This window comes from Aeromonas sp. RU39B, assembly GCF_900156095.1.
GTDB lineage: Bacteria > Pseudomonadota > Gammaproteobacteria > Enterobacterales > Aeromonadaceae > Aeromonas.
The window spans coordinates 136,287-149,235 of the sequence record NZ_FTMJ01000009.1 but is presented as its reverse complement, the minus strand read 5'-3'; the positions used below and the strand labels follow the sequence as shown (position 1 = coordinate 149,235).

The 12,949-nt window shown below is 58.3% G+C and carries 17 protein-coding genes; 3 read left to right on the top strand and 14 right to left on the bottom strand.

Annotated features, from left to right (window positions below):
- Window position 1: 1 nt before the first annotated feature.
- From flgL to flgB, 11 genes are all read right to left on the bottom strand, one after another.
- Window positions 2-904, bottom strand: a complete 903-nt coding sequence (gene flgL / locus BW958_RS13550) for a flagellar hook-associated protein FlgL (protein ID WP_076576280.1) — start codon at window positions 902-904, stop codon at window positions 2-4.
- A 10-nt stretch (window positions 905-914) separates the two neighbouring features.
- The gene (gene flgK, locus BW958_RS13545) at window positions 915-2,222 is read right to left on the bottom strand and encodes a flagellar hook-associated protein FlgK (RefSeq protein WP_076576279.1); all 1,308 of its coding nucleotides are present in this window, start codon (window positions 2,220-2,222) and stop codon (window positions 915-917) included.
- Between the two features lie 64 nt (window positions 2,223-2,286).
- The gene (locus BW958_RS13540) at window positions 2,287-2,658 is read right to left on the bottom strand and encodes a rod-binding protein (RefSeq protein WP_076576278.1); all 372 of its coding nucleotides are present in this window, start codon (window positions 2,656-2,658) and stop codon (window positions 2,287-2,289) included.
- 1 nt (window position 2,659) lies between these two features.
- A complete protein-coding gene (fgIL, locus tag BW958_RS13535) occupies window positions 2,660-3,760 on the bottom strand; it encodes a lateral flagellar basal body P-ring FlgIL (protein WP_372629804.1) in 1,101 nt (366 codons plus the stop codon).
- Between the two features lie 32 nt (window positions 3,761-3,792).
- Window positions 3,793-4,464 carry a flagellar basal body L-ring protein FlgH gene (gene flgH / locus BW958_RS13530; protein WP_143233086.1) on the bottom strand — a complete coding sequence of 224 codons (672 nt, stop codon included), beginning with the start codon at window positions 4,462-4,464 and terminating at the stop codon, window positions 3,793-3,795.
- Between the two features lie 4 nt (window positions 4,465-4,468).
- The gene (gene flgG / locus BW958_RS13525) at window positions 4,469-5,254 is read right to left on the bottom strand and encodes a flagellar basal-body rod protein FlgG (RefSeq protein ID WP_076576276.1); all 786 of its coding nucleotides are present in this window, start codon (window positions 5,252-5,254) and stop codon (window positions 4,469-4,471) included.
- 19 nt (window positions 5,255-5,273) lie between these two features.
- Window positions 5,274-6,005 (bottom strand): flagellar basal body rod protein FlgF, encoded by a 732-nt coding sequence (locus BW958_RS13520; protein WP_076576275.1) that lies wholly within the window; start codon window positions 6,003-6,005, stop codon window positions 5,274-5,276.
- A gap of 10 nt (window positions 6,006-6,015) precedes the next feature.
- Window positions 6,016-7,200, bottom strand: a complete 1,185-nt coding sequence (locus BW958_RS13515; RefSeq protein ID WP_083687346.1) for a flagellar hook protein FlgE — start codon at window positions 7,198-7,200, stop codon at window positions 6,016-6,018.
- A gap of 17 nt (window positions 7,201-7,217) precedes the next feature.
- Window positions 7,218-7,877: a flagellar hook assembly protein FlgD gene (locus BW958_RS13510; RefSeq protein WP_083687345.1), complete on the bottom strand. Its 660-nt coding sequence runs from the start codon at window positions 7,875-7,877 to the stop codon at window positions 7,218-7,220.
- A gap of 11 nt (window positions 7,878-7,888) precedes the next feature.
- On the bottom strand, window positions 7,889-8,314 hold the full coding sequence (gene flgC, locus BW958_RS13505) for a flagellar basal body rod protein FlgC (protein ID WP_076576273.1): 426 nt from the start codon (window positions 8,312-8,314) through the stop codon (window positions 7,889-7,891).
- Between the two features lie 2 nt (window positions 8,315-8,316).
- Complete coding sequence (flgB, locus tag BW958_RS13500) at window positions 8,317-8,685, bottom strand: flagellar basal body rod protein FlgB (RefSeq protein ID WP_076576272.1); 369 nt, start codon at window positions 8,683-8,685, stop codon at window positions 8,317-8,319.
- Window positions 8,686-8,852: 167 nt separating this feature from the next.
- Between flgB and flgA the strand changes: the two genes are divergently transcribed.
- Entirely contained in the window at window positions 8,853-9,548 is a 696-nt protein-coding gene (gene flgA / locus BW958_RS13495; protein WP_076576320.1) for a flagellar basal body P-ring formation chaperone FlgA, read from the top strand.
- Between the two features lies 1 nt (window position 9,549).
- Here the strand turns inward: flgA and BW958_RS20355 are convergent, their stop codons facing one another.
- Window positions 9,550-10,314 carry a glycosyltransferase family A protein gene (locus BW958_RS20355; protein WP_076576271.1) on the bottom strand — a complete coding sequence of 255 codons (765 nt, stop codon included), beginning with the start codon at window positions 10,312-10,314 and terminating at the stop codon, window positions 9,550-9,552.
- A gap of 214 nt (window positions 10,315-10,528) precedes the next feature.
- Here BW958_RS20355 and flgM point away from each other — a divergent pair, with 214 nt between their 5' ends.
- Window positions 10,529-10,825: a flagellar biosynthesis anti-sigma factor FlgM gene (gene flgM, locus BW958_RS13485; RefSeq protein WP_076576270.1), complete on the top strand. Its 297-nt coding sequence runs from the start codon at window positions 10,529-10,531 to the stop codon at window positions 10,823-10,825.
- Window positions 10,822-11,274, top strand: a complete 453-nt coding sequence (locus BW958_RS13480; protein WP_076576269.1) for a flagella synthesis protein FlgN — start codon at window positions 10,822-10,824, stop codon at window positions 11,272-11,274. Before flgM ends, BW958_RS13480 begins: the two co-directional genes overlap by 4 nt.
- Here BW958_RS13480 and BW958_RS13475 read toward each other — a convergent pair.
- Both BW958_RS13475 and BW958_RS13470 read right to left on the bottom strand, forming a co-directional pair.
- Window positions 11,246-11,653, bottom strand: a complete 408-nt coding sequence (locus tag BW958_RS13475; protein WP_076576268.1) for a flagellar export protein FliJ — start codon at window positions 11,651-11,653, stop codon at window positions 11,246-11,248. The two genes, BW958_RS13480 and BW958_RS13475, sit on opposite strands and share 29 nt — an antisense overlap.
- A complete protein-coding gene (locus BW958_RS13470; protein WP_076576319.1) occupies window positions 11,650-12,933 on the bottom strand; it encodes a FliI/YscN family ATPase in 1,284 nt (427 codons plus the stop codon). Before BW958_RS13470 ends, BW958_RS13475 begins: the two co-directional genes overlap by 4 nt.
- Between the last annotated feature and the right edge of the window lie 16 nt (window positions 12,934-12,949).

The window sequence follows — 12,949 nt, the reverse complement described above, 5'->3', positions numbered from 1 at the left end:
CTTAGATTTCATCAAAGAGGCTGAGCCCCATGACAGATGCCAGCACTTGCTGGGTCACCTGCAGGGTGGTCAGGATCTCCTCCGATTCTACCGTGACCTCGGCATAATCAGCAGAAGAGATGGAATCACTCAGGGCCGTACTGTAGGTCAGGGTCTCGGTATGAGCATCAGACAGGGTATCGAGCTGGTTGGAACGGGCACCGATACTGGCAATCGCCGTGCTCAGGCTGCTGCTGTACTCATCGATGGTATCGAGCATGCTGCTGGCCGTGCTGTTATCGCCCGACTGTAGCGCCGTAATCAGATCGCTCAGATCGTTAAATATGTTGTCACTGCCATCACTGCTGCTGGCGAGTACGCCGGACAGGGTATCGGTGCTGGCCACGGTAATCCCATCGCCCACCACCACTTCGCGCTGATAGTCGTTGCCGACATAGGTGTAGGTGCCGGTGGTCTCGTCGTAAGAGATGGGCGCCGTGCTGCTAAGGCTGCCGGAGAACAGATAGTTACCGCTTGAGTCGGTGGCGTTGCAGAGATCGACCAGGGTGTCGACCAGCGACTGAATCTCGGTAGCGATATCGGAAAGATCATCACTGCTATAGGTATCGTTAGCCGCCTGCACCACCAGATCGCGAATGGAGCTAATCACATCCGTCATCGACGACATCTGGGTTTCCGAGGCATCCAGCTGGCTGCTGGCGGTCTCGATATTATCGAGATACTGGTTCAGGCTGGTCTGCTGAGAAGTCAGGCTGCTGACCCGGGCATAACCGATAGCATCATCAGAGGGACTGTTAATGCTGGAGCCGGTCGAGAGCTCGGTCGACACATCGTAATACTTGGAATACTGACTCTGCATGCTCTTGAGCAGCATGGTGGTCGTTTGGGAAGAACTGACACGCATGATGATCTCCTTAGAACATGTCGAGGACGGTTTCGAACAGCTCGTCCGCCACCGTCAGCACTTTTGAGTTAGCCGAGTAAATGTTCTGGTAGAGCACCAGATTGGCCGCCTCTTCATCCAGGTTCACGCCGCTGATGGAAGAGACACTGTCAGCCAGGGTACTTTGCAGCGATGTCGAGGTCTCAAGGGATGCTTCTGCTTGGCTACTCACCAACCCCAACTTGGTGACCAGCGCGGTGTAGGTCGACTCCTGGTCATCGGCCAGATCCAACATGGTCAACAGGTTGTCGTTATTACCGGTTTCGCTGGTATCGGATGAGCTGGAAAACGCCAGATCATCGCTGTCGAAGTCATCGGAGATAGAGATGGTGCCGGCAGGATCGTCTGCATCATAGGTAAACAGGGCGGCACCCGATTCACCATCCAGATCGTAACCGGTCGCCTGTACTGCATTCAGTTCGTCTGCAACCTGAGTGGCCAGATCCGCCAGAGCTTCCTGCGTCGGCTCCAATACATCGCTAACAAAGGCAAACAGACCGCCGAGGCTACCTGACATATCTTCACTGACCGACGTAGTCTGGGTGCCATAAGTGAGTGTCAGACCATCATCTTCGCTCCAGTCCATGGTGCCAGAAGAGCTACCGCTTACCAGAGTTTGCCCTTGCGGCAGAGTGATGGTGTAACTGCCGTCATCCTGCGCGGTGACATCCACTTCAACCAATTCACTTAAGCTGGCAATCAATGAGTCACGGCTATCTTCCAAAGAGCTGGTATCACTGCCGGTGCTCTGCAGCTTGACGATCTGCGCATTCAGCTCGGCAATTTGCGAGGCATAGTCGTTGATCGAATCAACTGTAGTGCCGACCTGACTCTCCACTTCGGTTTCAATATCGTCGAGGTAACCCGCCAGGGAGTTAAACGCATCGGCAACGGCCTCAGCATCCGTCAAAACGGCGGTACGCAGGGAGTCGTCATCGGGTGAAGTGCTCGCCTCCTCCAGCGCCGAGTAGAAGGTCGTGAGCGAGGTAGAGATATCCAGCGAGTCACTGCTCATCAGCTCTTCGAGATAAGTGGTGTATTCGCTATAGCTGGTGTAATAGCCCACGTCCGAGGTGCTGTCCCAGCTCTGGGTTTGTAGATAGAAGCTGGTCTCACGATTGATGCTACTGGCCGTGACCCCACCGGTAGAGACGCTGGTCAGAGTGACAGTACGGCGGCTATAACCATCGGTCTCCGAGTTGGCGACGTTGTTACTGATGGCATTGAGCACCACCTGGGTGGCCGACAGCCCGGAGGCTGCGGTGGAAATCATCGACATGGTATCGCACCTCTCGGACGGGATGAGCAGGCAAATAGGATCATTGATTTTTCTAAACGACCAATTAGCTGGATCGCTTTAATTTCTCGTCGGTTTTGCCTGTTGGTGCCGCATCGGGCAACAGGTGGCTCATCTGATCGATGATCTTGTCCTGCAGGCCAGTCTTGTTCTGGCCAGCCATCGCCATGGCCAGCTGGCTGTCACACATCTCTTGGTAAAAACGGACGCTATCGCTGGATACCAGACTGTCATCACCGGCCATCACATCGGTTGCTTCGCGCATCTGGTGCAGCACCTCTTTGAGAAACTGCACTTCAAACTGGCGGGCGACCCCTTGCAGGGCCTCCGCCGAATCAGGGTTTTGTTTGATCGACTCCAGCCCGTGCAGATCCTGATAAAAATCCAGGCTAGGCTGATCGCTCGGTTCAATCTGCATATCAAATCACCACCAGGTCGGCGTCCAGCGCGCCCGCTTCATGCAATGCCTGCAAAATGGCCATCAAATCATCCGGGGTCGCCCCGAGCGAGTTTATCGCCTTGACGATCACCTGCAGTGAGGTGCCTTCCGGCCAGATAAACATGGTCGGTTGTTTGTGATCGACCTGCACCGATGAATTGGGCGTCGTAGTGGTCTGGCCGTTCGACAGGGCGTTGGGTTGGCTGACATTCTGGCTCTCAGTAATGCTGACCGTCAGGTTGCCGTGTGATACAGCGGCGCGCGTCACCTTCACATCTTGCCCAATCACCACGGTCCCGGTGCGGCTGTTAAAGACCACCTTGGGACGCTCACGGCCCATATCCACCTGCACATCTTCAAGCAGTGCGAGGAAGGAGATGCGCTGATTGGGATCGCTCGGTGCCCGCAGTGTGATGGTTCCCGGCGACGAAGCGGTTGCCACCGGCCCCAGCTGCTGGTTGATAGCACGCACCGCATTACGGGCGGTACGGAAGTTGGGGTGGATCAGGCTCAACACTACCTGGGGTTTGTCGGCAAACGACGAGGGCACCTCTTTCTCGATGATGGCACCATCGGCAATGATGCCGCTGGTCGGCACGTTGACGGTCACCGAGGAGCCCGACTGCCCTTCGGCATTGAGGCCACCCACCACCAGATTACCCTGAGCGATAGCATAGACCTCGCCATCGACGCCGCGCAGCGGAGTCAGCAGCAGGGTGCCACCACGCAAACTCTTGGCATCCCCGATAGACGAGACCGTCACATCCACCTTTTGACCACGACTACCAAAGGCAGGCAGACGTGCCTGTACCGACACGGCGGCGACGTTCTTGAGCTTGGGATCGGTGTCATCGGAGAGTTGTACCCCGAACTGCTTGAGCATGTTGGTCATCGACTGCCCGGTGAACTCCACCTGGCTGCGGTCACCACTACCGGAGAGGCCGACCACCAGGCCATAGCCCACCAGCATGTTGTCGCGAATGCCCTGCACATCGACGATATCGAGCAGAGGGCGCACCTTGGGTTCAGTGGGCAGCGTCACCTTGCCCAGCGCCGGACCCGCCAACAGGCAGGCCAGCATACAGATGATTGGTTTCATGATGCATCCCGCATTTAGAAGGGCGATATGGCGCTGTTGAAGAAACGGGTCAACCAACCAGTCTGGTTGGAATCCGCCAGTGCACCGCGCCCGGCATAGGTGATATGCGCATCGGCAATCCGCTGGGACGAGATGCGGTTGGCCTGATCGATATCCTCAACTCGCACTGTGCCACTCAGACGCAGATACTCGTCACCCTGATTGAGACGAATCCACTTCTGCCCCTTGATCTGCAGCACCCCGTTGTTGAGCACTTCCGACACCGTGACCGTAATATAGCCACTCAGACTGTTCTGCTGACTGGCCGTCGCCGACCCGTCGAAATCACTGTCCAGTCCGAATGTTGCAGCCAGATTGCTGCGAGTCTTGGTACCGAAGGTCGGCGCATCGACGTTGACCGAACTGCTCTTGCCAAGCGCCGTCGCCGCCTTCTTGCTCGACTGGGTGCTTTCAGCCAGAGTGACGGTCAGGATGTCCCCAACCCGATAGGCGCGCCGGTCCTGAAACAGGGCGAACATATAGTCCCCCCGGTAGAGGCTGCCATCTTCGCCGCGGTCGGCGACCTGCTTGGGCACGGAGGGTTTCCAGGCTTCGTCGTCGTCCTTGGGCGGCAGCACCTCGTAGGTGGAACAGGCCGCCAGCCACAAGGGCAACAGGGCCAGAATCAGGCGTCGCATTGGCTTCATCCGGTTACATATTCTGGCTGACGAACTGCAGCATCTCATCCGAGGCGGAGACCACCTTGGCATTCATTTCGTAGGCGCGCTGAGTGGCGATCATGTCGACCATCTCCTCGACCACGCTGACGTTGGATCCCTCCAGCGCATACTGTTTGATGCTGCCAAAAGAGTCCTCACCGGCGACCCCTTCGACCTCGTCACCAGAGGCAGCAGTCGCCTTATAGAGGTTGCCACCAGTGGCTTCCAGTCCAGCCGCATTGACGAAGTTGGCCAGCGTGATTTGGCCGAGTGTCTGGGCGGTTGACTCGCCACTGACGGTGGCCGATACGGTACCGTCGGTCGCGATAGTGATAGCGGTGGTGTTCTCCGGCACGGTCATCTGCGGCTGCAGTGGCAGACCGGCCGAGTTGACGATCACGCTCTCCGAGTTGACCTGAAAGGCGCCATCACGGGTATAGGCGGTCTCACCGTTGGGCAGCTCCACCCGGAAGAAGCCCTGACCATCGATCGCCAGATCCAGCTGGTTGCTGGTGGTCGAGGTATCACCGGTGGTAAACACCTTCTGGGTGCCTACGACTCGCACCCCGGTACCAAGCTGAATGCCGCTCGGTGACTGGTTCTGCTGGTCGAGCTGAGCGCCCGGCTGGGTTTGTACCTGATAAAACAGATCCTGGAAGGCGATACGGTCTTTTTTGAAGCCGGTGGTATCCACGTTAGCCAGGTTGTTGGAGATGGTGGTGAGCTTGGCATCCATGGCCGCGAGGCCGGTTTTGCTCACCCACAATGACGTTTGCATTGACTAATATCCCTCTGGGTTAGGAGCCGGAAACCAGCTCGTTGCCACTCTTGGCCTGATCGTCCGAGGCCTGCATCAGCTTTACCTGCAACTCGAAGTTGCGGGTCATCTGCAGGCTCTGAATCATTTCGTCTACCGGATTGACGTTGGAGTCTTCCAGAAAACCACTGGCGACCACCACGTTCTCGTCCTGTTCGGCTGTGGCGTTATTTTGCAAACGGAACATCCCGTCGGTCCCCTTGCTCAGCTCACTCTCATCCGGATTGACCAGCTTGAGGCGGCCAACCTGGATCAAAGCGCCACCACCGGGTGGAGTCACGGTGATCGAGCCATCCACACCAATATCGATGTCGCGATAGTCCGGCAGAACAATCTCGCCAGCCTCCCCCATCACCGGACGACCATGCAGGGTCAGAGCACCACTAGCTTCGACCGTCAGATCACCCGCCCGGGTATACGCCTCTTGGCCGTTACTGTCCTGTACCGTGAGCCAACCCTTGCCACGGATACCCACATCCAGCTTGCGGCCGGTGCTGACCAGCGCCGCGCTGCTAAAGTTGGTGCCAGGGGAGAGCTCTACGGCCAGCACCCGGCTGTCGAACCCGTCGCCCTCTACCGTGCTGGCCATCACCCTTTCGTAGTCAGCGCGAAAGCCGGTGGTATCGACGTTGGCCAAGTTGTTGGCATGGATCTGCTGGGACATGAGGGCATGTTGTGCCCCCGACATGGCCGTATAAATAACCTTTTCCACGACTTATCCGTTAGAAGGTGTTGAACAGAACGCTGTCGAGATCCGACGCGGTCGAAAGTACCTTGGAGTTGGCCTGGTAGTTGCGCTGCAGCGACATCAGGTCAACCAGCTCGGTAGTCAAATCCACGTTGGAGTCTTCGTAGTAGCCGACCGAGAGTGAACCGGCAATGCCGGAGTCAGCGGTACTGATGATGGCACCACCCGATTCGGAGGTGGCATACCAGATGGTCCCGTCACCCTGCTCCAGACCGTCAACGTTGACGAAGGTGGCCAATACCACCTGGCCTTGCAGTAAGGTTTCGCCGTTGCTGTAGGTGGCCCACAAATAACCATCTTCATCAAAAGCCACGTCCGACAAGGTGCCGGCTGTATAACCATCCGCCTCGTTGGTGGTGGTGGTCGAGTCCATGCTGTACTGAGTAAAGTCGCTGTAATCGATGGAGATGGTCAGATCATCGGCTGAGCTCAGGTCGATGGAGAGGCTGGTGGCCGAAGTGGGACTACTCAGGGTGCCATCGGTATCAAACGTCAGGTCGGTTGTTTCAGTTTCCAGCGTACCATCCACTTCATAGTAAACCGTCCAGGTGTTGTCACCGGTCTTAACGAAATACTGGGACAGGGTGTGTTCGGCACCTTGCGAGTCATACAAGGTAGTGGTGGTTGAGTAGTTGTAAGTGCTGCTGTCACTGGCATCGAAGGTCGAGGTGATCGCTGTCGATGACGAATTGAGGTTGGAGACGATCTCCACTTCGGTCGAGGCCTTGGCTGACAGGGTGGTGGTGGTCACCTGCAGGTTCACCACTGCGCCTTCTTCAATCTCGCCATCGGCGTTGACGGTATAACCCTGCAGGTTCCAGCCGTTACTGGCCAGCACATAGTTGTCAGAGTCGAGTGAGAAGTTACCGGCACGGGTATAGGCAGTCTCCGTGCCGTCACTGATGACAAAGAAGCCGCTGCCAGTGATGGCCAGGTCCATATCACTACCACTCTCGACCAGCGAACCGTCGGAGGAGAAGCTCTGGGTCACGGTAGAGGCTTCGGTACCACCCGCCTGACCGCCACTGTAAACGGCAGAGAAGGAGGTCGAAGAGGATTTGAAGCCGGCAGTCGAGGCGTTGGCGATGTTGTTACTCACGGTATCCAGCGCGCTGCTGGTGGCGATCAGACCGCTCTTACCGATGCTGTACATGGACATAATCTGGCTCCTTGCTCTTAGGACTGGGATACGCTGAGTACATCGTCGAGGCTGACACTGTCGGCCCCGGACAACGACAGGGTGACGTCATCGTCACCCAGGGTGACCGAGGTCACGGTGGAATAGAGATAGGCAGTCTGGCTGCTGGTAGTGCCATCTGACGTGGTCTGGATGGTCACGGTATAGGTGCCCGCATCCAGATCATCGAAGCTGAAGCTATAGGTGCCGGACGAGGGGCTGCTGGTGGTCTCACTGGTGACCAGATCGCCCGAGCTGTCATAGACATACACCGTCATGCTGTCAGCCGAGGAGTCCAGTGTTACCTGACCGGTGAGGGTGCCACTGTCATCCACCGTCGTAGTGTCACTCTCAACCAGCACCTGCTTACCCACCAGATTGGTACTCTGCAGAGCCGTCAGCGAAGAGACCTCGTCATTGGCCGTGCTCTGCAGGTCAGTCAGCTCTTCGAGCGACTGCACCGTACTGAGAGACGCCAGTTGCGAGACATATTCGGATGCATCGGCCGGGTCGGTCGGATCCTGGTTCTGGATCTGGGCCACCAGCAGGTCGATAAACTCAATCTCCAGCTCATCAGAGGTCGATGAGCTGCTGGTGGTGCTATCGCTACTGCTGGTAGAGCTGGTACTGGTGGTACTGCTTACAGAGGTAATACTCACGGCGACTCTCCTCAGTTCTCGTCAGCCAAACCCAGCAGCCCTTGCTGCATGGTACCGATACGCTTGAGGACCTCGATGCTGCTCTCGAAACTGCGCGAGGCGCTCATCATGTCGGCCATCTCTTCCATGGTGTTGATGTTGGCGTAATAGACATTGCCATCGGCGTCGGCCAGCGGATTGTTTGGCTCATAACGGGTCGTCGGTTTGTCCTGGCTTGCCACCACATCGGCGATCATCACGCTCGCCGCGCCCATGGAGCCGGTCTCCTGCACCTGCTGATAGACGCTCTGAAATACCGGACGAACCGCCTTATAAGCGGCATCGGCGCTACCGGCCGCACTGTCCACGTTGGCCAGGTTAGAGGCCACGGTATCCAGCCGCACGGTCTGCGCACGCATGGCGCTGGCAGCGATGCCGTAAATGGAATCGAACGACATGATCAGCTGCCCTCAATGGCGGTCTTCAGACCCTTGAAGGTCTGATTGAGGAAGGTGACGCTGGTATCAAACGACACGGCGTTCTGGGCGAATTTGCCCTGTTCCACCTGCAGCTCGACCGTGTTGCCATCCTGCGAAGTCTGGTATGGCACGCGATAGAGCAGATCCTCAGACGAAGGAGCAGAGACGTTGTCACCCTGATCAAACGAACTGGCTACCGACGCCATGACCGCGCTGTAATCCAGATCACGCGCCAGATAACCCGGGGTATCGACGTTGGCTAGGTTGCTGGAGATCACTTCCGCCCGATCCAGCTTCAGTTGCATTGCGTAGGGGGATAGACCCAGCGCATCATCAAAACTGATACTCACCCACTCCTCCTGTTGAGCTTGTGGACACTCTCTGCGAGAATCAGTTAACAAGAGTTATGCCACAATTTTTATACATAAAAATCAATATGTTACCAAAGACACCCTGGCGTCACCCGGAGCATGCGGAAGCGACTCTTCCGCTCGTTTTGCCGCTGTTGCTACTGCCGATGCTTCTGCTTCCGCCCATGGCGCAGGCAGAAACAAACCTGACCTCGGTGCAACAAGGTTTGCTGGAGCAGCTCAACAGCGCCGCTCGCCTGCTGCTGGATCAGCAGCTACATGAACAGGGTTGGCAAATCGAGGCCAGTTCAATCAATGCCTGGCTGCCGGGCGGCACAGCCCATCTACCGGCTTGCCGGCAAACCGTGCAACTGACCCGCAGCAACCCGGCGGCGCCGGCCTGGGGAAAACAGTCTTACATGCTGCAATGCCCCGACAAGCCGGGCTGGCAAACGCGCGGAGAGGTGCAGGTTACGCTGACGCTGCCGGTTTGGGTGGCGGCCCACGCCATGGATCGCGGACACGCACTGGAAGCCGCCGACCTGCGCCCACGAGTGGTCGATGTGAGCCGTCTGCGGCGCAGCTTTACGCCACTCAATCAGTCGCTGATCGGCTTTCGCACCCAGCGCCGGGTCAGTGAAGGGGAGATGCTGACCCAGAGCCGGTTGGGGCAACCGCTGGCGGTACATAAGGGCACGCCGGTCACTATCTACGCCCGAGAGGAGGGCTTTTCCGCCACCGCACAGGGGGAAGCGGAAGCCGACGGCAGCATCGGTGAAGTGATTTCGGTGCGCAACCTAGCCTCCGGCAAGCGGATCAAGGCGGAAGTCACCGCACAAAACGAGGTGGAAACCCGCTTCTGATTTAGCGGCACGAGCCCTGTTTATCGCTCCAGAGATACTCGATACCCTGCTCGGCCATGTAGCGCAGACGATAGGTGTGCATCCAGTCTTTCGGGTCGAGTGCGTAGTAGACAGTGGCCTGTCCGGTGCAGCGGTGCGAATGGTGGCGTAACCGTCCAAACATCAATCGATCCTCGCCGTCCCCATCCGGAAAAGGGGAGTCGGCCCAGAGGGGAATCAGGTGCAACAGTGCCAACTTGTTGATCGCCATCCCCGAGGGGCGGACGAAGCCACCGAAGTTGTTTTTGCAGATGCCCCGATCCGGCCCGACACTCTCCAACCCGTCAACACAGATCCCTTCACCACTATTTCCGTCGCTATAGATGGAGTAGGCATAGGCCCACTCATGCCCCTCAATGGCGCTGAGAATGTCGCTGCAATGGCTCGGTGCCAGCCAGTCATCATCGTCCAACACCATCACCACCTCAGCATCGGCCAACAGGGTCAGCACCGAACGCAGTGAACCTCCGAAGCAGCAGGAGTGAGGTCCGCCATGGCGGCGCGAGGTAGAGTAACCCGGGTTTAGCCAGAACAAGCTGATATGAGCAGGACAGTCGGCTCGTAGTCTCTGCTCTAACTCATCCCCTCGCCCATGTTGGTCCACATCCACTCCGACCAGTATCTGAATCCGGGCTGTGGTCTGCTGCCGATAGACAGAGTGCACCGCCCGCAGCAGGCTCTCTCTGCACACCGTCGTGATCACAATCGCCAAATCGTGTCGCATCATGCGACGCCTCACCCCGAGAGTTTGCCGTATAAAAGCGACGGCCAAGCAGGCGCCATAAAGGCAACGGGCGCATCTTTAGACTTCCTTTACATCACTCATCCGGGTCATGGCATGGCCAATATTCGCTGATGAATCGCAACTGGATGCAGATAACCTAAAGTTTTAACGGACCAGGGTCGTTATACGCCTGATGACAGAGCCAGAAGGAGGCGTCATGAAGATTTCCGGTGGAGCCAAAGAGTCGCTGAACGGTTTACTGCTTGAAACCACCAATCAGGTGGTGGTCAGTGCGGCGCCGACGACGACCAAGGCCCAGTCAGCACAGGATGCGGCAGAATTTCAGCCTAGTGAGGATTCCCTCTGGCTGGATGAAGCAGAAGCAGCACTGTCCGAGACATCCGATATCGACATGAGCAAGGTCGACAGCATCCGTCAGGCCATCAGTGACGGCTCCATCTCGGTCGATCTCGACGTGCTGAGCCAAGCCATTGTGGAGATGCACCGCGGATGACCCCGCGTGAATGCCTGCAACAACTGGTCGGTGGCGTTCAGCAAGATCTGGACGACTACGACAGCCTGCACCAGATCCTCAACGAGCAGTATCAACTGCTGCGCGAACGGAATAGCCAGGGGCTGACCGACCTGCTCAAACGCGAGCAGACCCTGTTGCTGCCACTGCGTCAGCGTGCCGCGCTGCGCAGCAAACTCCTGGCGCAACTGGGGCTGGATGCCAGCGATCACGGTATGCGCCAACTGCTCGACAAATTGCCCACCAACCTCAGCGAGAAGCTCTCACCCCAATGGCAACAACTGCAGCAGCGGGTGGTTGAGTGCAAACGGCAAAACGAACAGAACGGCAAGCTGCTGGCGATCCAGAATCAGGTGATCCGCCGCATGCTCTATGGCGAACCGTCGAGCGACTACTCACCAGCTAATCCCGGCTATAACTCACCGTATTAAACTCATCGAGAATGCGCTGCTCCTGGCGGTTCTGACGAACCTGTTCAGCTTGGGCGCGCTGCTTTTGTAACAGCTCCAACCCTTTGACCTTGCCCAATTGGGCGCGCCAGGTCGCATCCATCTGCGCCAGCTCCTGACCCGCCACCACCACCTTGTCCTTCTGCTGCATCAGCAGACGCTCCAGATTGCGCTGCATCTGGTAGTAGTTGTCGCGCACCAGTCCCTGGCGCAGATCCAGCGTCATCCCTAAGTTTTTCAGCAGCTCCGCCAGCTGACGCTCACGCTGCTGCTCGGTGGCCAGACGCTGCTGCAGCGCAATACGCTGCTCCCCGAGCGCCGCGAGATGTTCCAGTTGCAGCTCGAGAAAGCGCGCCATCATGCCAGCACGCTCCCCAGCGCCTGCACGCTATCAGCGAAGAGGCTGCGCTCATTGAGCCCCTGGCGCAGGAAGGTAGCCAGTTGCGGGTAGCGACGAACTGCTTCATCCAGCTCGGCATCGTGCCCGGCCTGATAGCCACCGAGCGGCAACAGCTCACGCACCTGCTGATAGCGTCCCAGCAGCTGACGCAATCGGGTCGCCAACGCCAGATGCTCGGCGGGCACAACCAATGGCATCACCCGGCTGACCGATGCATTCACATCGAGAGCCGGATAGTGCCCCTGCTCGGCCAGCGTCCGACTGAGCACCAAATGGCCATCGAGGATAGCGCGTGCCGCATCGGCAATCGGATCCTGCTGGTCATCTCCTTCGGCCAGCACGGTATAAAACGCGGTCAGGCTACCTTGGACAGAAGCACCGTTACCGGCCCGCTCCACCAGCTTGGTCAGCATTGAGAAGACCGATGGCGGGTAACCACGGGTTGCTGGCGGCTCACCGATAGCCAGACCGATCTCGCGCTGGGCCTGCGCATAGCGAGTCAGGGAGTCCATCAACAGCAACACATCCTGACCCCGGTCGCGGTAATACTCAGCCAGCCGGTGACAAAGCTGGGCAGCCCGCAGGCGCAGCAGCGGTGATTGATCCGCCGGTGCAGCCACCACAATGGCGCGACGCCGCCCCTCTTCACCCAGCGAATGCTCGATAAATTCACGCACCTCGCGGCCCCGCTCACCAATCAGCCCCACGATCACCACCTGAGCGGAGGTAAAGCGGGTCATCATGCCAAGCAGCATGCTCTTGCCCACCCCGGAGCCGGCAAACAAGCCAAGACGTTGCCCCTTGCCCGGCGTCAGCAGCGCATTGATGGCGCGTACCCCGACATCCAGCGGCTCGCTGATGGGGTGCCGGGTTAATGGATTGGGAGAGCGGCCATGCCAGCTGATGCTCTCACCAGCATCGGGCAGCGGAAAGCCGTCGAGCGGATGGAGCAAACCGTCCACTACCCGCCCCAGCAGATGGTCACCCACCCGCAGGGTTTCACTGCCCGGCAGTGGCCGCACCCGCGCCCCGGATTGCAGGGCTCCGGTATCGGCCAGCGGCATCAGAAAAGTCATACCGCGATCAAATCCCACCACTTCCGCCGGGATCTCGCTGGTGCGGGTTTCAATCCGGCAGCGCTGACCGAGTGACATGTTGCAGCCCACCGCTTCAAGCGTCAGGCCGGTCACCCGAACTAGGCGGCCATACTGACGGGCCAGGGTGATCGGAGGCAGCTCCATGGGACTGGCCAACAGC